This window comes from Streptomyces collinus, from assembly GCF_031348265.1.
Lineage (GTDB): Bacteria > Actinomycetota > Actinomycetes > Streptomycetales > Streptomycetaceae > Streptomyces > Streptomyces collinus.
The window spans coordinates 1,061,354-1,080,099 of record NZ_CP133771.1 but is presented as its reverse complement, the minus strand read 5'-3'; the positions used below and the strand labels follow the sequence as shown (position 1 = coordinate 1,080,099).

General features: G+C 73.0%; 12 protein-coding genes. 9 read left to right on the top strand and 3 right to left on the bottom strand.

Features of this window, described 5'->3' with window-relative positions; translation table 11 throughout:
- Positions 1–9 precede the first annotated feature (9 nt).
- Positions 10–1,527 carry an aldehyde dehydrogenase gene (gene adh, locus RFN52_RS04790; RefSeq protein ID WP_184842788.1) on the bottom strand — a complete coding sequence of 506 codons (1,518 nt, stop codon included), beginning with the start codon at positions 1,525–1,527 and terminating at the stop codon, positions 10–12.
- A gap of 99 nt (positions 1,528–1,626) precedes the next feature.
- The gene (locus tag RFN52_RS04785; RefSeq protein WP_184842785.1) at positions 1,627–2,850 is read right to left on the bottom strand and encodes a sigma-54-dependent transcriptional regulator family protein; all 1,224 of its coding nucleotides are present in this window, start codon (positions 2,848–2,850) and stop codon (positions 1,627–1,629) included.
- A gap of 230 nt (positions 2,851–3,080) precedes the next feature.
- On the opposite strand from RFN52_RS04785, the gene RFN52_RS04780 reads away from it, so the two are divergent.
- Positions 3,081–3,482: a hypothetical protein gene (locus tag RFN52_RS04780; RefSeq protein WP_184842782.1), complete on the top strand. Its 402-nt coding sequence runs from the start codon at positions 3,081–3,083 to the stop codon at positions 3,480–3,482.
- Here RFN52_RS04780 and RFN52_RS04775 read toward each other — a convergent pair.
- Positions 3,448–3,936 carry a hypothetical protein gene (locus tag RFN52_RS04775; protein WP_062925428.1) on the bottom strand — a complete coding sequence of 163 codons (489 nt, stop codon included), beginning with the start codon at positions 3,934–3,936 and terminating at the stop codon, positions 3,448–3,450. The two genes, RFN52_RS04780 and RFN52_RS04775, sit on opposite strands and share 35 nt — an antisense overlap.
- A gap of 686 nt (positions 3,937–4,622) precedes the next feature.
- Between RFN52_RS04775 and RFN52_RS04770 the strand changes: the two genes are divergently transcribed.
- The 8 genes from RFN52_RS04770 to RFN52_RS04735 all read left to right on the top strand — a co-directional run bounded on the left by RFN52_RS04770 (position 4,623) and on the right by RFN52_RS04735 (position 18,735).
- Entirely contained in the window at positions 4,623–6,488 is a 1,866-nt protein-coding gene (locus tag RFN52_RS04770; protein ID WP_184842777.1) for a phage tail sheath subtilisin-like domain-containing protein, read from the top strand.
- Between the two features lie 33 nt (positions 6,489–6,521).
- On the top strand, positions 6,522–7,046 hold the full coding sequence (locus tag RFN52_RS04765) for a phage tail protein (RefSeq protein ID WP_004003113.1): 525 nt from the start codon (positions 6,522–6,524) through the stop codon (positions 7,044–7,046).
- Between the two features lie 105 nt (positions 7,047–7,151).
- Positions 7,152–7,886, top strand: coding sequence for a T4 family baseplate hub assembly chaperone (locus RFN52_RS04760; RefSeq protein WP_184842774.1), 735 nt, complete (start codon positions 7,152–7,154; stop codon positions 7,884–7,886).
- Positions 7,879–8,625, top strand: coding sequence for a hypothetical protein (locus tag RFN52_RS04755; RefSeq protein WP_184842771.1), 747 nt, complete (start codon positions 7,879–7,881; stop codon positions 8,623–8,625). Before RFN52_RS04760 ends, RFN52_RS04755 begins: the two co-directional genes overlap by 8 nt.
- Positions 8,626–8,694: 69 nt before the next feature.
- A complete protein-coding gene (locus RFN52_RS04750; RefSeq protein WP_184842768.1) occupies positions 8,695–9,555 on the top strand; it encodes a Pvc16 family protein in 861 nt (286 codons plus the stop codon).
- A 32-nt stretch (positions 9,556–9,587) separates the two neighbouring features.
- The gene (locus RFN52_RS04745) at positions 9,588–11,561 is read left to right on the top strand and encodes an ATP-binding protein (protein WP_184842765.1); all 1,974 of its coding nucleotides are present in this window, start codon (positions 9,588–9,590) and stop codon (positions 11,559–11,561) included.
- Between the two features lie 35 nt (positions 11,562–11,596).
- The gene (locus RFN52_RS04740; protein WP_311240891.1) at positions 11,597–11,860 is read left to right on the top strand and encodes a hypothetical protein; all 264 of its coding nucleotides are present in this window, start codon (positions 11,597–11,599) and stop codon (positions 11,858–11,860) included.
- Positions 11,857–18,735, top strand: a complete 6,879-nt coding sequence (locus RFN52_RS04735) for an eCIS core domain-containing protein (RefSeq protein WP_184842758.1) — start codon at positions 11,857–11,859, stop codon at positions 18,733–18,735. The genes RFN52_RS04740 and RFN52_RS04735 overlap by 4 nt, the downstream gene beginning before the upstream one ends.
- The last annotated feature ends 11 nt before the right edge of the window (positions 18,736–18,746 follow it).

Genomic DNA, 18,746 nt, shown 5'->3' with positions numbered 1-18,746 from the left:
TTTCTGTGCCTAGAAGAAGCCCAGCTTCTTCGGCGAGTACGACACCAGCAGGTTCTTCGTCTGCTGATAGTGATCGAGCATCATCTTGTGCGTCTCACGTCCCATGCCCGACTTCTTGTAGCCGCCGAACGCCGCGTGCGCCGGGTATGCGTGGTAGCAGTTGGTCCATACCCGGCCCGCCTTGATCTCGCGGCCCAGGCGGTACGCCGTGTTGCCGTCGCGGGTCCAGACGCCCGCGCCGAGGCCGTACAGCGTGTCGTTGGCGATCTTCAGGGCCTCGTCGACCGAGTCGTACGTCGTGACCGAGACGACCGGGCCGAAGATCTCCTCCTGGAAGATGCGCATGTCGTTGGTGCCGCGGAAGATGGTCGGCTCGATGTAGTAGCCGCCCTCCAGACCGGGCACCGCGCGGGGGTTGCCGCCCGTGACGAGCTCCGCGCCCTCCTTCCTGCCGATGTCGAGGTAGGAGAGGATCTTCTCGTACTGGTCGTTGCTCGCCTGCGCGCCGATCATCGTGGCCGGGTCCAGCGGGTCGCCGCCGACGATGGCCCGGGTGCGTTCGACGCAGCGGGCCATGAAGTCGTCATAGATGGAGGAGGGGATGAGGGCGCGGGACGGGCAGGTGCAGACCTCGCCCTGGTTGAGGGCGAACATCACGAAGCCCTCGACCGCCTTGTCCAGGAAGTCGTCGTCGGCCGCCATGACGTCGGGCAGGAAGATGTTGGGGCTCTTGCCGCCCAGTTCCAGGGTGACGGGGATGATGTTCTCGCTCGCGTACTGCATGATCAGGCGGCCGGTCGTGGTCTCGCCGGTGAATGCCACCTTGGCCACCCGCGGGCTCGACGCCAGGGGCTTGCCCGCCTCCACGCCGAAGCCGTTGACGACGTTGACCACGCCCGGCGGGAGCAGGTCGGCGATCAGGTCGATGACGTAGAGCAGACTGACCGGGGTCTGCTCGGCCGGTTTGATGACGACGCAGTTGCCCGCGGCCAGGGCCGGGGCGAGCTTCCAAGTGGCCATGAGAATGGGGAAGTTCCAGGGGATGATCTGCCCGACCACGCCCAGCGGCTCGTGGAAGTGGTACGCGACCGTGTCGGCGTCGATCTCCGCGATGCTGCCCTCCTGCGCGCGGACGACTCCGGCGAAGTACCGGAAGTGGTCCACGGCCAGCGGGATGTCGGCGGCCAGGGTCTCGCGGACCGGCTTGCCGTTCTCCCACGTCTCGGCGACCGCGATCTTCTCCAGGTTCTGCTCGATGCGGTCCGCGATCCTGTTGAGGATGTTCGCGCGTTCCGTCGTGGACGTGCGGCCCCACCGGTCGGCCGCCCGGTGCGCGGCGTCCAGGGCCAGGTCGACGTCGGCCGCGGTGGAACGGGCGACCTCGCAGAAGACCTTGCCGGTCACGGGCGTCGGGTTCTCGAAGTAGCGGCCCTCGACGGGCGCTGTCCAGTCGCCGTCGATGAAGTTGTCGTAGCGGCGGGCGAAGGTGACGATGCTGCCTTCGGTTCCTGGCTGCGCGTACACCATGGCGGCTCTCCTCGGTGAAGGGCGGTGCGGGACGGTTGCGACGTCCCTCACTGTGCTCCCGGGAGGTTGGCGCAAGGTTGGTGCCGCGGGGCGCGGACGTCAGTCGCGCAGGGACGCCGTCAGCCGGCCCCTCGCGATCGCGCGGCGCGTGTCGTCCGGGCCGAGCAGCCGCAGCGCGTGCTCGTGGACCTCGGTGTCGTACGGGGCCCGTTCGCCGTAGCGCAGGGCGTGTTCGGCGCGCGTGCTCGCCAGCACGGCCTCGCGTACCGCCACTTCGAGGCGCGTGCGCCACTCCTCGATGCCGGGAGCCTCGGAGCGGGGCAGGAGCGGTCCGCCCCAGCGGCGCAGCGCGGTGTCCGTGTCGCCCTGCTCCAGGGCGCGCAGGACATCGGCGGCGTCGCAGGACACCGGCGCGGTGAGGGCGTAGTGGCGGGGGGATATCGCACCGCCCAGCGCCCGGCGCAGGTGGGAGATCTCCGCCTTGAAGGTGGAGGACGTGACCGGCCGGTCGCCGTACAGGGCCGCCCGCAGCCGCTCCGGTGAGAAGCCCTCGGGTTCGAGGGCGAGGAGGGTGAGGATCTCCAGTTGGCGGGGGCGCAGGGGGAGCGGCCGCCCCTCGTGCACGGCCTGTTCGGAGCCCAGGCACGTGAGCCGCAGCCGGCCCGGGCGGGGCGCCTCCGTGGTCAGTCGGGCCTCGATCGTCGACACCAGCGTGCGGACGGTGGACATGGCCAGGGGGTGCGAGCGGTCCCAGGTCGTGGACAGGTCCAGCACGCCGAGGACGCGGCCGTCGCGGCCGTGCACGGGGGCGCAGTAGCAGACCCAGCCGTGCAGGGCGGACACCAGATGCTCGGCCGAGAAGACGGAGCTGGGGCGGCCGGTGCGCAGGGCGAGGGAGAGCGCGTTGGTGCCCATGGCCTGCTCGTCCCAGCGGCCGCCCGGCGCGAAGTTGACCTGCTCGGCACGGCGGCGCATGGTCGGGCCGCCGCAGGTCCACAGGATGGTGCCGGCCTCGTCGGTGACCGCGGTGACGAACCCGGCGTCCTCGGCGATGCTGTGCAGCTCCCCGGCGAGGGCGGACACCGGCCGGTACAGCGGTGAGGACGTCCAGCGCTCGTGCACCTCGCCGCCGTCGGTGACCGGGGCGCTGTCCCGGCCCGGGTCCACACTGCCCAGCGAACGCGCCCAGGACTCGGTCACCTCGTGGCGCAGCGTCGCGGTGCCGCCCGGCCGCGCGCCCGGGACGCTCAGCCGCGGCACCCAGCGGGACCACTCGTGCTCCAGCACGGCCCTGCGCTGCTTGAGGTCAGGGCGCTGTGACATGGCCTCTCCCTGCCGTCGTACCGGTTTCTCGGCGTGAGGTCAGTGTTACCGGATGCGCCCGCCCCGGTCGAGAATTCCGCCGGACCGGGTCAGCTGTTCTGAACGTGCGACCGCCTGACTGGATGTTTGTCCGGTGCCCCCGTGCCGCCGAACGGGTGACGGGTTCACTCGACCCGACGGACGGGGCCCGGCCCGCGTACCACCGGTGTGCGGCGCCGCGTTCCCCTGGCATGGACAGCACGGAGACGGCGCGGCGGCTTCCCGGGAACGACGCCGCGCCCCGCTCGTACGCCGAACTCACCGCCGGATACACGGGACACCCGCCGATCTACGCGGCCCTGGTCGCCGAGTGGGAGGCGCGCGGCCACACGGTCCCGGAGCACCGCGACGGCCAGTGGGTCTCCTTCGCCGCACCGGCCGAGAGCGAGACCTGGACCGCCGTCACCTCCTGGCCCGCCGGCCGGCACATGGGCCCGGTCGTCGCCGCGGCTCCTCACCCCGCTGCCGGCCGGAACCCGGCGGGGGCCGCCCCCGGTGGCACCCGCCCTGCCTCCGGCCGCCGCCCGGGGATCGCTGGGCTCTCTGCCGGAGCCCGTCTCACCAGCCGTCCGGCACCGCCGGCTCCGCGCTGACCGGCGCGAGCACCGCGAGGGTTCCACTGGCCTCCCGCAGCGCCGATTCGAGCGTGCCCGGGGTGTGCAGCGCGCCGGTTCCGTCCGGCGGGACGAGCCACTCCAGACGGCCGGCGGGCCGGTACGGCGGCGGCACGGCGACCCAGGAGCCCCGGCCGACGTGCCGTACGCCGAAGCCGATCCATTCGCTGACCGGGTCGGGCGGCAGGAAGAACCCCACTCTGCGGGCCGCGCAGTCCACCAGGGTGGGGCCGGGCACCTTCAGCGGATCGCGCCACAGGATGTCCAGTGCGAGGAGGCCGAGCCGGTCGGGGACGCTGAGCACGTCCCAGTACCGCCCGGCCTCCACGAGCACCGTTCCCGCGCCGTAGTCCCACTCCCGCTTGCACTCCTGGGGGTCCGTGGCGGCCGCGGCGAGCCACTCGACGGCTTGCTTCCACATGACGCTCTGCATGGCCACCCCAGCACAGTCGGCGGCGCCGCGGTCGGGCGCGCACGGGACACGGGCCGGTGACCCGCGGGTTCCGCGTGCCGCCCGGCCGTAGCCATGCTCGTAGATATTTCTACGGCCCGGAAGGGGTGGCGTGGTCTGGCGTTTGGGTCGGGCATGTCCCGGTCGAAAGGGGGCACCCGTGGGTGCGTCCCGTAAGTCCGCGATCAACTTCGTGCGCGTCCATACCGCCCCGACGGATTCGGCCACCGAACGGTGTGTGCGACTCGGGGAGAAGTCGAGGAGCGCCGGACGCCGCCGCCGCGGACGCGGGTCCATCAGGCATGCCGTCCGCCCCTCCGGCCCACCGGTGTGCGGGAGGTGTGGACCGGTTCACGAGGGCGCGCGGGCGCGATGTGCGGATCCGGGAAGTTTGCCTTCACAAAACCTTCCGCCGTGCTGGCCAGAACCCGTCTTGTTCGGCCAACTCCGAACCCAGCAGGGTGGGTTGAGCACTTGAGCATCAGGAGTCACAAGCGATGCGCTTGGCCCGTGCGACCGACAGCACGGGCACCGACGGGGGAACTGATGACGTGCGCGTGACCACTGCCGACGGGGTGAGTGGCACCTTCGCGCACCACCCGGAACGTCCCTCCCTCACCGCCTCTTGGTGCCTTCATCGGGTGCCCGATACAGGGACAGGAGGGGGAATGCCGATGAGTGCAGTGAGCGCCGCCAAGCCGACGTATCCCGGTGTCTACGTCGAAGAGCTTCCCAGCAGCACCCGCACCATCTCGACCCTGACCACTTCGGTGACCGCCTTCGTGGGCCACACCCGGCGTGGTCCGCTGAACGAGCCGGTGCGGGTCACCAGCTTCACCGAATTCGAGCGCCGCTTCGGGGGCCTGAGCGCCCGGAGCGCCGTCGGCTACGCCGTCCACCAGTTCTTCGGCAACGGCGGCACCGTCGCGGTGATCGTCCGGGTCGCCAAGGCCGGCAGCGGCAAGGCCGCCTGCGTCACGCTGGAATCCACCGAGGGCCACAGCGAGAGCCGCGCCCTCGCCGTGCACGCCAAGGAGCCCGGCGTGTGGGGCAACGGCCTGCGCGTCGCCGTCGACCACGACACGCCCTGCCCCGACGAGACCTTCAACCTGCGCGTCTTCGACGCCAAGGGCGAGGCCCGTGAGAGCTTCACCGGCCTGTCCACCGACCCCGCCAACGGCCGGTACGTGCAGACCGTCGTCAACGCCGGCTCCCGGCTGATCCGCGTCGAGGTCGTCGGCGAGGGCCGGCCCGACCCGTCCGGCACCGTCTCCAAGCCGTTCGGGCACGAGCTGCCCGACCTCGCCGTCGACCTCACCGTCAAGATCGGCGACGTGGAGCGGGAGTTCACCCTCTTCGACCCCGACTGTGACGGCGAGGCCCCGTCCTCCGTCGCCGAGCTGGCGCTGCTGCTGGAGCGCAAGCTGCGTGCCCTGCCCGACGCGCCCGGCAAGCACGCCTTTGCCGGCGCCGAGGTCACCGCCTTCGGCCGCCGCGTCCAGGTCGTCGCCGGCTCCACCGACCCCGACGACGTCGTCCGCTTCCTCGGCGAGTGCGCCAACGACCTGGGCCTGGAGGCCTCCGTCAACCCGCCCGTCTTCCCGCTGGAGGGCGGCGAGGACGGCGAGGCGCCCGGGCCGCGCGACCTCATCGGCTCCGAGGCCGACAAGTCCGGCATCCAGGCGCTGCGCGGCGTCGCCGACGTCAACCTGCTCGCGCTGCCCGAACTCGCCGCCTACGAGAAGACCGAGGACGCCCTCACCGTCGTCTCCGCAGCGCAGCGCCTGTGCCAGGAGCGGCGGATCTTCCTGCTCGTCGACGCGCCCGGCACCTGGGTCAGCGTCGACACGGCCCGCGCCGGACTCGCAGCCTTCGACGCCGTGCGCGGCAACCACGCGGGCCTGTACTTCCCGCACCTGCAGCTCACCGACCCGCTCACGGGCCGGCTGCGATCCTTCCCGCCGTCCGGCGCCGTCGCGGGCGTCATCGCCCGTACGGACTCCGAGCGCGGCGTGTGGAAGGCCCCGGCCGGCACCGAGGCCCGGCTCGCCGGCGTGCACTCGCTCACGGTCGACCTGACCGACCGCGAGACCGGCCTGCTCAACCCGCTGGGCGTCAACTGCCTGCGCACCTTCCCGGTGACCGGCCCCGTGGTCTGGGGCGCCCGCACCCTGGAAGGCTCCGACGCCCTCGACAGCGAGTGGAAGTACGTCCCCGTCCGGCGGCTCGCGCTGCACGTCGAGGAGAGCCTGCAACGGGGCCTGCAGTGGGTGGTGTTCGAGCCCAACGACGAGAACCTGTGGCAGCAGATCAGGCTCGCCGCCTCCTCGTACCTGCACACGCTGTTCCGCCAGGGCGCCTTCAAGGGCGGCACGCCCCGCGAGGCCTACTTCGTCAAGTGCGACGCCGACACCACGACCGCCGAGGACATCGAGAACGGTGTCGTCAACGTCCTGGTCGGCATCGCGCCGGTCCGCCCGGCCGAGTTCGTGGTCGTCAGGATCCAGCAGACGTCCGGGCAGTTCGCGCTCTAAGGAAAGCTCCAAGGAACCCCTGAGGACATTTCGATGGCAGAGTTCACGGTCAACGCCCATCGCTTCGACCCGTACAAGAACTTCAAGTTCCTGGTCCTGTGGGACGGTCGGACGGTCGCCGGCATCAGCAAGATCAGTCCGCTGAAGCGGACCACCGAGGTCGTCAAGCACCGGCACGGCGGCGACCCCTCCTCCCCGCGCAAGTCGCCGGGCCGCTCCGAGTTCGAGGGCATCACCCTGGAACGCGGCGTCACCCACGACCCCGAGTTCGACCGCTGGGCCAACAAGGTCTGGCAGGTCGGCGCGGGCCTCGGCTCGGAGGTGTCCCTGGCGGATTTCCGCAAGGACATCGTGATCCAGGTCCTCAACGAGGCCGGGCAGGTCGCCGTCTCGCACAAGCTGTACCGGACCTGGCCGAGCGAGTACCAGGTCCTCGGCGAACTGGACGCCAACGCCAACGCGGTCGCCATCCAGTCGCTGAAGCTCGAATGCGAGGGCTGGGAACGGGACTACGAGGTGCCCGAGCCGGAGGAGCCCTCGTTCCTGAACCCGGCGTAGCGCTCCGCTGGTCGGCGCCGCGGTGGGGTTGTTGTTCGTCTGCGGGTTCGTGGGGGCTGGTCGCGCAGTTCCCCGCGCCCCTATGGGGCACGTACTGGGGGAGGCATGGCCATCACACAGGCGGCCGACGTTCTGGCCACCTGGGAGAGCGGGCTGGCCCAGGACCCGGCCGGGCGCGCCCTGCTGCTGCACCTCGCCGCCCGGCCGGACCTGGGCGGTGATCAGCAGGCACTGCTGGCGCTGCCGGTCGGGGAGCGGGAAGCCGACTTGTTCGCCCTGCGCCGGGCGCTGTTCGGCGAGCGGATGCAGGTGCGCCTGGACTGCTCGGCGTGCGGCGCGGACATGGAGTTCGAGCTGGACGCCGGGGACTTCGCCCGCGGCCTGGCCGGCCGGGGCGAACCGCTGGTGCGGATCGCCGAGGACGGCTGGGAGGTCCGGTTCCGGGTGCCCGGCGTCGCCGACCTGACGGCGGCGGCCCGGGCGGCCGACCCGCGCCGGGCCCTGCTGGCGCGGTGCGTGGCCGACGCCGTACACGACGGGCAGCCCGTCGCGGCGGACGCGCTGCCCGCCGCCGTGCAGCGCCGGATCGCCGAGGCCGCCCAGGCCGCCGACCCGGGCGGCGACGTCACGCTCACCGTCGCCTGCCCCGACTGCGGGAAGGGCACCCGGGCCGAGCTGGACATCGCCTCCTACCTGTGGACCGAACTGGACGCCTGGGCCCGGGACCTCCTGCTCGACGTCCATCTGCTCGCCACCGCGTACGGCTGGAGCGAGCCGGAGATCCTGGCGCTCAGCCCGCTGCGGCGCCGCTACTACCTGGAGCTGTGTGCGGATGTCTGAGTCCACCCCGGACGGGCGGCCGGAGCCCGACTTCCTCGACCGGCTGCTCGCCCGGCACGCGTCACCCGCCGCGCGGCGACCCGGCGTGGTGCTGGTACGGCCGCGGCTGGCCGGACCGTTCGAACGGACCGAAGCGGTCCGGGCGACCGCACCGGCCCCGGACGGCGCCGAGCCGCTGTGGCCGGCCGCCGCCCCCACCGCCGAGACCCGGCCGGCCCCGGCACCCCCGGCGGCCCGCGAGGTCGTCCGTACCGAACGGGAGCGGACGGTCGTACGGACCGAGCAGACCCCCGCGCCCGGCGAACCCACGGCCCGCCCCGTCCGGCCCGCCGAGCCCGGGGAACCGCTGCCGCGTCCCGCCCCGCCCGTGCGCCCCGCGCTGCGGCCGGTCCCCGGCACCGCGCGCCGCGCGGCGGGCCGGGACCGTCCCGAGGGCACGGCCCCCACGAGCGCGGCGCCCGCACCGACCCCCCCTGGTGCGGACGCCGCTCCCCCCGCCGTGTCCGCCCCGCTGCTCCCCAGCGCGGCGGACACGGCGGCCGCACGGGACGCCGTCCGGCAGGCCGCGGCCCGGCGCCCGGGGAGACCGGCCGAGCAGGTCGTGCGGGTGCAGATCGGACGGCTGGAGGTCACGGCCGGCGGCACGCCGCAGGGCGGCGGCCGGGCCCGGCCCCGGGAGGCGGAGCGCCCGCGGACCACCGTCAGCCTGGCGGACTACCTGGCCAGGGGGCGCGAGTGAGCGGCCACCCGCACGCACACGTACGACGAGAAGCGACACGACGAGGAGAGGGACCGAGGAACTGACGCCATGAGCAACGCACTTGCCCTCGCCCACGTCACCCAGGCCCTCGCCCTGCTGATCGAGGACAACCTGCCCCCGGACATCGACATCGCGGTCAAGGTCGAGCCGCGCAAGCCGCCCGCGGACCCGCCGGCCGAGCCGACCATCACCGTGTTCCTGTACCAGGTCACGCCCAACACCTCGCAGCGCAACAACGACCTGCCCGCCCGGGCCTCCGACGGCACGCTGGTCCGCAGGCCCGCCGCCGCGCTCGACCTGCACTACCTCATCAGTGCCTACGGCGAGGAAGCCGAACTGGTCGGGCAGCGCCTGATCGGCTCGGTGGTGCGCACGCTGCACGAGACGCCCGTGCTGCCCCGGGACATCATCGAACTCGCGGGCCGGCGACCGCACCTGGGCGGCAGCGACCTCGCCGACGCGGTGCAGCGGGTGCGGTTCACCCCGACCGTGATGGACGTCGACGAGACGTCCAAGCTCTGGGGGATGCTCCACCAGACGCCCTACACGCTGTCGGTCGTCTACCAGGCCGTGCTGGTCCTCATCGACGGCCGCGAGACGCCGGTGCCGGCGAAGCCGGTGGAACGGCCCGAGGTGCGGGTGCTGCCGTTCGGGGCGCCCGGCGCACCGGCCCCGGGCACCGTGCCGGAGGCACCGCTCACGCCGGAGCCTCAGGCCCCGGAACCCGCCGGCGCCGCCACCAAGGCCGTGGCCGTCACCGAGCCCAGGGCGCCCGCCAGGACGGCCCGGGGCCGCAAGGCGGCGCAGCCGGCCAGGACCGCGAAGAAGACGGCCGCCCAACCCGCGAAGTCCGCACGGTCCCAGCCGGCGGCCAAGGACGCGGACGGCAGCGAGGACACGGAGAACTGAGGCACATGGGAGCGACGGGGGCGGGTGAGGACATGGGAGCAGGAGCGACGGCGGCAGCGGTCGCCGGCACGCCGGCCGACGGTACGACGCTGACGGCGGAGATCCGGCGTGTCCTGGCGTGCGTCGACGCCCACGCGCTGCGCGGCACCAAGGGCGAGAAGCACCAGGCGCAGGCCCCCGTGCCCGAGTCCGGCGACGGCCCCGGCACCGCCCCCCTCGACGCCCTGGTCGCCTGCTTCGGGCTCACGGCGTTCGAGCGGGACCTCGTCCTCCTCACGGCGGCCCAGGAACTGGAGCCCACCACCGGTGCCCGCTGCGCCGCCGCCTGCGGTGACCCGGAGCGCACGCATCCGACCTTCTCGCTGGCCCTCGCCGCCCTCGACGAACCGCACTGGAGCGCGCTGCCGCCCGTGTCGCCGCTGCGGCGCTGGCGGATCGTGGAGCCGGACGACGAGTCACGGCTGACGACCTCCCGGCTGCGGCTCGACGAGCGCATCCTGCACTTCCTGCTCGGCTCTCCCTACCTGGACGCCCGGCTGCACGGCCGACTGCGCCGCACCGACGTGCCCGACCGGCTGCCCGCGTCGTACGACCTCGCGGCGAGCGGCGTCGCTGCGGGCTGGACCGACGGGGCCCGGCCCGACGCGCCGCTGCTCGTCGAACTGGTGGGCGGCGACCTGCGCAGCCGCGCCGACATCGCCGCCGCGGCCGCCGCCCGCGCCGGGCTCGGGCTCTACACGATCGGCGCCGAGGACATCCCCGTCGACCCCGCCGAGCGCGACCGGTTCGCCCGGCTGTGGCAGCGCGAGGCGATCCTGCTGCCCGCCGCCCTGCTCGTGGAGTTCGGCGAGCCCGACCGGGACCAGCAGGCGGCCACCGAGGCGTTCCTGGCCGGGGCCGCCGTGCCGGTCGTCGTCTCCAGCGCCGACCCGCGCCGCACGGATCACCCGCACGGCACCCGGGTGACCGTGCCGAGCCTCGGCGACGAGGAGCAACTGGCGCTGTGGGTCGACGCGTTCAGCGACGTCGCCGACCTGGAGGAGGGCGAACTGCGGTCACTGATCGCCCAGTTCCAGCTGCCGCCCCACGTCGTGCGGTCCGCCGCCGCGACCGTACGGCGTGAACTGCCCCACGAGGACGAGCTCGACGCCGCCGGTCTCGCCTGGCGGGCCGGTATGGACGAGGCCCGCGTCGGCATGGACGAACTCGGCCGCCGCATCGAACCGCAGGCCGGCTGGAAGGACCTCGTGCTGCACGAGCGGCAGACGAGCGTGCTGCGCGAGATCGTCGCCCACGTACGGCAGAGGTCGGTGGTGCACCAGGAGTGGGGCTTCGGCGCCACCCTGCGCCGGGGCCTCGGCGTCACCGCGCTCTTCGCGGGCGGCTCCGGCACCGGCAAGACCCTGGCCGCCGAGGTGATGGCGAAGGAGCTGGGCCTCGACTTGTTCGTCGTCGACCTCTCCCAGGTCGTCAGCAAGTACATCGGCGAGACCGAGAAGAACCTCCGCCGGGTCTTCGACGCCGCCGAACGCGGCGGTGCACTCCTCCTCTTCGACGAGGCCGACGCACTGTTCGGCAAGCGCAGCGAGGTCAAGGACAGCCACGACCGGTACGCCAACCTGGAGGTCAGCTACCTGCTGATGCGGATGGAGGCCTACCGCGGCCTCGCCATCCTCACCACCAACATGAAGAAGGCCCTGGACAACGCCTTCCTGCGGCGCATCCGCTTCGTCGTCGACTTCCCCTTCCCGGCCGAGCACGAGCGCGCCGAGATCTGGCGTCGGGTGCTGCCGCCGCAGGCCCCGGTGAAGGACATCGACCCGGAGCTGCTCGCGCGGCTGACGGTTGCGGGCGGCTCGATCCGCAACATCGCCCTGTCCGGTGCGTTCCTCGCCGCGGAGGAGGGCGAGGCGCTGCAGATGCGGCACATGCTCGCCGCCGCCCGCACCGAATACCTCAAGCTGGAACGCTCCTTGACGCCGACGGAGGTCCGCGGATGGGTGTGACGCAGAGCGGCGGAACGGCGGGGGGCCCTGCCCCGGTGCCGCGAGAGATCCGCGTGGACATCGGCGAACTGGCCCTTGACGGCTTCCGCGCCGACCCCGGCCGAGTGGCGGCCGCCTTCGAACACGAGCTGACCCGGCTGGTCCGCGAGCGCGGCGTGCCCGCCGACGGCCCGTGGACGGCCGACGTCCTGTCCGGCCTGCCGCCGCTGCCCGCCGGGCTGTCCGCGAGCCGGCTCGGCCAGGAACTGGCGCGGGCCGTGCACGAGGGCCTGAGTGGCCGCGGGGAGGTGACCTCGTGAGCAACTCCCATACGCAGGACGGACGTTCGGAGCAGTCCGCCGAGCAGCGCCGTCGCAAGCGCAAGGAGCGGGCGGCCAGGTCCCGCGCCCCCGAGCCCAGGGACATCGTCAGCGGCGCGGGCCAGCCGCTCGACCCGGGCGTACGGCGGGAGCTGGAGGAGCGCCTCGGGCACGACCTGAGCCGCGTACGCCTGCACACCGGGCGGGACGCCGGCCGGCTGGCGGACCTGCTCGGGGCGGACGCGGTCGCCGTCGGCCAGGACATCCTCTTCCGCGAGGGGGCGTACCGGCCCGGCACGGACGAGGGCCGCCGGCTGCTCGCCCACGAGCTCCTGCACACCGTGCAGAACCCGCACGGCCTCGGTGCGTTGCGGGCGGGACGTGACCTGGGCGCGGTGAGCCTGCCGCAGCAGGCCATCGAGCGGGAGGCGGAGACGACGGCGCAGGACCTGGTGCGCGACACGGGTCCCGGCGCGGCCGCAGCGGCTCCGGACGTCGAGGAGGGGCAGGCCACCCCCGGCTGGCTCCGCTACGCGACCGTCGACGCCGACCGCCGCCGCATGGAGCAGCTGGACCCGGCCACCCTCGTCGACCGCATCGCCAACGGCCTGCTGCGTTCGCTGCGCGGCGACCCGGAGGACCGGTCGGGCCGCGTGCGCGTCCAACTCGCCCGCATGGCGCCCGAGGTGCAGGACAGCGTCCTGGACCGGCTGGAACTGCGGCTGCCCGCGACGGTCGTGGACCGGCTGCTGGACAGTGTGGAGGAGACCCAGGACGCGGGCCCGCTGCCGCTGGACGCCGCGGCGGCCCCCCACGCGCTGCCCGGCGCGACGGAGGAGATCGAGGCGGAGCGCGCTCGCGAGGACTCCGAGGCGGACGGGGGTCCCGAGCAGGACGTACGGACGCGGGAGCCGGGCAGGCAGGGCGGCAGGCCCGAGGACACCCGGGGCGAGGAGCCCGGTCAGACCGCCGACCGGGAGCAGGGCGCGAAGGACTCGGCCCGGCAAGAGCAGGGTGCCGAGGGCTCGGCCGGGCAGCATCAGGGCGCTGACGGATCTGCCGCGCGGCAGCAGGCCGGTGTCGAGGACGAGCAGGAGCGCTCGTCGGGCCGGCAGGAGGAGAAGGACGCCTCCGGCCGGGACGCGCGGCAGGACGCCGACGACGAACGCAGGGACGCGTCGGACACCGAGCGCGACCAGCGGGACCAGGACCGGCAGGACGAGCGCGACGCGGGCGAGGAGCAGGGCGGGGCCCAGGACGAGGCCGCCCCGGAGCCGGAGCGGCAGGCCGTCGAGCAGGAGCGGCGCCCGGACGCCGGTGAGACCGCGGGCCGGCAGGCCACCGCCCCCGGCAGCGTCGACCGCAGCGGTGCCGAGCCCGGGGAGAAGTCCCGTACCGGCGGTGACGGGCCGGCGGTCCGCACGCCGGGCGATCCGGAGAACGAACAGGACGCCGGCGACGAGCCGTTGGGGCTGGACGCCGAGCCCGTCCAGGACGACTCAGGCCGGGAGACAGGGGACGACACGGCCTCGGCAGCCGGTCAGGGGCCCGTGCCCGAAGCCGACCTCGTCGGATACACCGAAGCGGCGAAGAACCCCGGTCTCGTCGAGGAACGGCGCAAGGGCACGGCCCCGCACCCCGGCCTGCCGGCCGCCTCCGATGCTCCGGTGCCGGACACGGCGACTCAGGAGCCCCGGCCCGACCAGGACACCGCGTCCCGTTCCGAGGAGAAGGACAGCGGCGGCGACTCCTTCGAGAGCCTCCTGAGCGATGTGTCCGACGGGCAGCAGGCCGCCGATCCGAACGGCCTGACCGGTGCTCTCGCCACGGCGTCCTCGGGAACCCCGCCGGCGGAGGGGGCCGGGGCGGACCCGGAGCGGAAGCAGTCCGACGAACGCAAGGAGGACTCCGAGGCCGCGCGGCGCGACGCGGAGGCCCGGAACGCGGACGGGGCGGCGGCCGGGACGGTCACGGGGCCCGGGGAGACCGCGGCGCCGGACCAGTTGGCCAAAGCGGGGGAGGACGCCCGTACCCAGGGCTCCGGCGCACCGTCCGGCACCGGAACGGACACGGGCGGGGAGAGCCGGGCCCAGAGTGCCCAGAGCGCGCAGAAGCCGGAAGCCGGAGCTCCCGACCGCAGCGGCGCGAAGCAGGAGGGTTCCGGGAGTTCGGGGAGCGCCGGGGCGGACAAGGGGCAGGACAAGCAGGCCGGCAAGCCCGAAGGCGGCCCGGCGAACGGTCAGCGCGAGCCCGCCGGTGACCAGGGGCAGGAGACGGCGCCGCCCGCACCCGAGACGTCACCCGGGGGCGCCCAGGACGCCACGGAAGGCAAGGGGCCGGCCACCACCCCCGGCCCGCAGTCCGGCCCGGACAAGGTCTCCACCCCGGGGCCCGCGAGCGCGCCGAAACTGGCACCGGGCAACGGGCCTTCGCCCATGGCCGCGGGCCCGGAACCGAAGACCAACACACCCAGGGCCACCGAGTCACCGGGCCCCGGCGGGGGTTCCGGCGGCGGCTCCACCGGCTCCCGCTCCCGCCCGGCGGGCGGCAAGCGCCAGGCGGCACGGCAGGCGGCGAAGACCGTGTCACGCCGAGGCCGCGGCGCGGGCGGCGGCCGCACGTCCCCGGCTCCGGCCTCTGTCCGGTCCGGCGGCCGCCCCTCCGCATCCGGCGGATCCAAGGCGAGCCCCAAGGCCAAGAAGGAGGCCCCGGCCCCGGACGTCTCCAACGCCACCCCCGAGTCCGGCCTGTCGACGGCCGCCGGGCTGAAGCCGCACCAGGCCCTGGAAACCCTCAAGGGCGTCGACAGCGCGGTCGGCCGTTCGGTCGACAAGGAGCGCACGGCCCTGCGCAAGGCACCGCCCAGGACGCAGCGCCCCGTCGGCTCCCCGCGCACGGTCCCCGGCGGCCCGAAGGCGGCGGCCCCGGGCACGTACACGAACGCCAAGGTCGCCCGTACCGAGGCGGCCCCGGGCAAGACGCCCGAGATCTCCGGCGAGCAGAAGCCGCAGGGCGAGGTCCCGGGGGCGAACGTGCCCGAGCCGAGCTGGTGGGACATCGCCGTCACCATCGGCGCCCAGCTGTTCGGCAAGCTCCTCAAGGAGATCCTGCCGCTCGACGACCTGATCGACTCCATCCTGGGCCTGCCGACCACGGACGAGGGCCTGCGGAACGCACGCGTGGGCGACGCCCCGCGGCTGCCGCTGGAGAACGACTCCGACCCGCAGCGCACCGACGAACAGGGCAGGAAGCTCGACGAGCGGAAGGACGAACTGCACCGGTCGGGACGCGAGGACGCCGCCCGCCCGATGGGCGAGGACCAGATCTACCCCGACGTGCCCAAGGAGACCCTGACCGGCAAGGTGGCCGGCGGGAAGAAGGGCGCGAAGGGCGGCGGCACGCGGTCGGTGTCCGGCGGCGGCGTGCCGATCGAGTCGGCCTCCGCGGTCGCCGAGCACGACCGGGGCCCGCAGATCCAGGCGGGCTTCTCGCAGGGCCGCCAGAAGATGGGCCAGGAGCGGCAGTCCAAGGACAAGAAGGCGGCCGACGACCGCGAGCAGCACGACCGGGATCTCCAGAAGGAGGTCACCGCCAGCGGCAAGAAGCAGTCCGACACCCGTGACAAGGGCCGCTCCGACATCGCCGACTCCCGGGACCGGTGGCGGCGGGAGCAGGACGACAAGGTCTCGGAGATCGACGGCAAGAAGGGCAAGAAGTACGACAAGGTCCGCGACGACATCAAGAAGAAGGAGGAGGACACCGACAAGGACGTCGACAAGCGGACCGAGGACGACAACAAGAAGATCGACGACGAGCAGACGAACGCCGAGAAGGAGGCGGAGAAGAAGCAGGAGGAGGGCAAGGACGACGCCGACAACTGGCTCGAAGAGGCCATCGAGAAGCTGAAGGAGTTCTTCGAGACCCTCAAGAACGCCATCAAGAGCGTCTTCGAGAAGGCCCGCCAGGTCGTCACCGACCTCATCGACACGTTCAAGCAGCAGGTCTTCAAGCTCATCGACGACGCCCGCAACTGGGTCGTCGACCAGATCAACACCTTCGCCGACGCGCTGATCGCCCTCGGCGACGAACTCCTCGCCGACTACCCGGCGATGCGCGACAAGTGGCGCAACACCATCGACGGTGCCCGCGACTGGGCCGTGCAGAAGGTCAACGAGGCCGCGGACGCGCTGAAGGAGGTCGCGGGCAAGCTCTTGGACGGCCTGTGCGGGGCGCTGCTGGCCGGGCTCGACGCCCTGGAGGGAGGCCTGCTGGCGGCGGTCGACCTCGCCGAGACGGTCACCGTCGGCGCGCTGGAGTTCGGTGCTGCCGCGGTCGCCGCGCTCGGCGAGTGGGCGGCCATCTTCAACGACATCGTCTCCGACCCGGGCGACTGGATCAGCAAGGCCGGTGCCGCAGCGGAGACGGGTGCGAAGGAGCACCTCTTCGAGGAGGTCAAGACCGCTGTCCGGGCCTGGTTCAACCAGAAGGTCCAGGAGATCATCGGCATCCCCCTGGAGGACTTCCAGGAACTGATCTCCGGGGGCGTCTCCGTCGAGCAGATGGCGCAGATGGCCTGGGACGAGGCGTTGCCCCAACTGCCGGTCATCATCGGCGTGATGGTCGTCGAGAAGGTCGTCGCCAAGCTCATCCCCGGCGCCGGCTGGGTGATGGCCGTCATCGACGCCCTCCAGACCGCGTGGGGCGCGCTGAGCGAGATCCTCGCCGCGTTCGGCCTGTTCATGGACTTCCTGAAGTCGGTCAAGAGCGGCAGCGGGGCGCTGCCCTTCGCGAAGGCGGTCGCGGCCGGGGTCGTCGCGCTCCTGGAACTGATCTACGAGTTCCTCGTCGAGGGCGTCAGCCGCTTCATGGGCAAGGTCGCCGAACGCCTCGGCACCATGCTCAAGAACCTCCGCACGAAGAGGAAGCCGGGCCGTTCCGACGCCCCTTCCCCGCCGGACGCCCCCACCAAGCCCCGGGACGAGAGCCAGGGCCGCTCCGACGACCGCACCCCGTCGTCGCCGTCGTCTTCGCCGGACCGCCCCGCGGACCGCACGGACGGCAGGCCCCCGGCCCGGCCTCGCACACCCTCCGCCGACAAGACCTCACGCCCGCCGTCGAGGCCCCGCCCCGGCAAGCGCTCCACCCCGGAGAGGAAGCCCCGCGCCGCCGCCCACGGCACCCGCCCGAAGAAGCGCCGCGACGACGACGAACGCCGCGACGAGGGCCGCGAGGTGAACGCGGCGAGGCGCCGCATGCGGGACGCGGAACGCCGTCTGAAGGACGACGACCGCCCCGACACCCGCCCCGACGCCCCCACCCGCCGCGGCCCGGCCCGCGACACACTCCGCCCCGAGCGCCGCCGCCCCGCGAACGACCGCGACCGTGACCGCGACGGCAAGGACACGCGCCCGACGGACCGCCGAGGAGACGACTACGGCACCCCGGGCAACCGCCTTCGCGACGAGGACCGCAGGCCGGACCGCCGTGACGACGACCGCCGCCGCGACACCGAAAAGGACCGCCCCCGTCGCCGACCGCTGCGCCGCGCCCGCCAGACCATCAAGTCGGCGGTCAACCGCGCCCGCCGCGCTGCCGCCAAGCTCTTCGGCAAGGCCCGCCGCAGGATCGGCAACCGGCTGAACGACCGGTTGCGGAAGCTGCGGGAGCAGTGGCGGCGCCGGAACGACCGGACAGGCGACAGGACACCGCACCGCGACCGGCGGCGTCGCGACCGCCGAGACCGCCGCGACCGCAAGCCCGAGGAGACGACCTGGGAACAGACCATGCCCAGGGTCTCCTTCCGCAACCTGGACGGGGAAGCCCATACGTTGATGTTCCGGGGCCGGGGCCCCACCGCCGACATGGTGGTGCGGAGCCAGACCGACCCCGTGACCCAGTACCTGGACGAATGGGCGGCGGAAGCAGGGCAGCTCACGGCATACCCTGACCGGCAGAGCCGCCAGTTGGAAGCCATCCGCTCCGCACGCGCCCAGCACGTCCGCGCCGAGCAGGTCAAGCGGAGGCTGCCGCCCCGGGGCACGACGACCCGGACGGGAGAGCTCGAGTACCGCGCCCTGCGCGGTGCGCTGGGCAGGCTGGCCCGTCTGCTGGAACTCCGCGAGATCGATCCGAGCCGGCCGCCGCTGCTCCCCATGGTTCTTCCGCCGTACACCGACGGTGTGCGCGGCCACGGGTTCCAGGCCACCGGCATCAACAAGTCCATCAAGAGCCACAAGGGCGAAAAGCCCAGCGGAAATCCCAAGATCCCCCTGGGCTGGGACCTGGTTCCGGCGCCTCTCAGGAAAGACACGGCATGGGTGCGCATGCATCTCTTCACGGAGAAATTCGGCGGGAAGGCCACGGGATCGAACCTCGTCCCCGCTCCCGGCACGCCGGTGAACAGCCGATTCGCCTACCGCGTCGAGTTGCCCGCTTTCAAGGCGATCACCAAGGACCCCAGTATCGCGATGATTTGGTACAACTACGACGTCAGTTTCTACACCGGCGCGGACGAGTACTTCCCCAAGAAGATCTCCATGGCGTGGGGGAAGTACGCCCCCGCGGGCAACACGTGGCGCAAGCAGCCGTCCGAGGGCCAGTACACCCGGGACAACATCCAGCGCCCGAACGCCCTTGATTCCAGGTTCGACATCAACGGCAAGGGTCCCGACTCCATCAGGACCAAGTTCGGTGTCAGCCGGGCCTTCGCGCAGGCGCTGCGTGACCAGTCTCCCTATCGAGACATCTACCAGTTGATCGTGCGGATGAAGGCCTACAAGAAGCGCCTGGCCGCCGCGTCACCCGGCAAGCTCAGGAACTTCGACAGCGAGCTCAAGGCCGTCGTCGCCAAGAAGAACGACATTCGCTTCACCTAGGAATCAGGGAC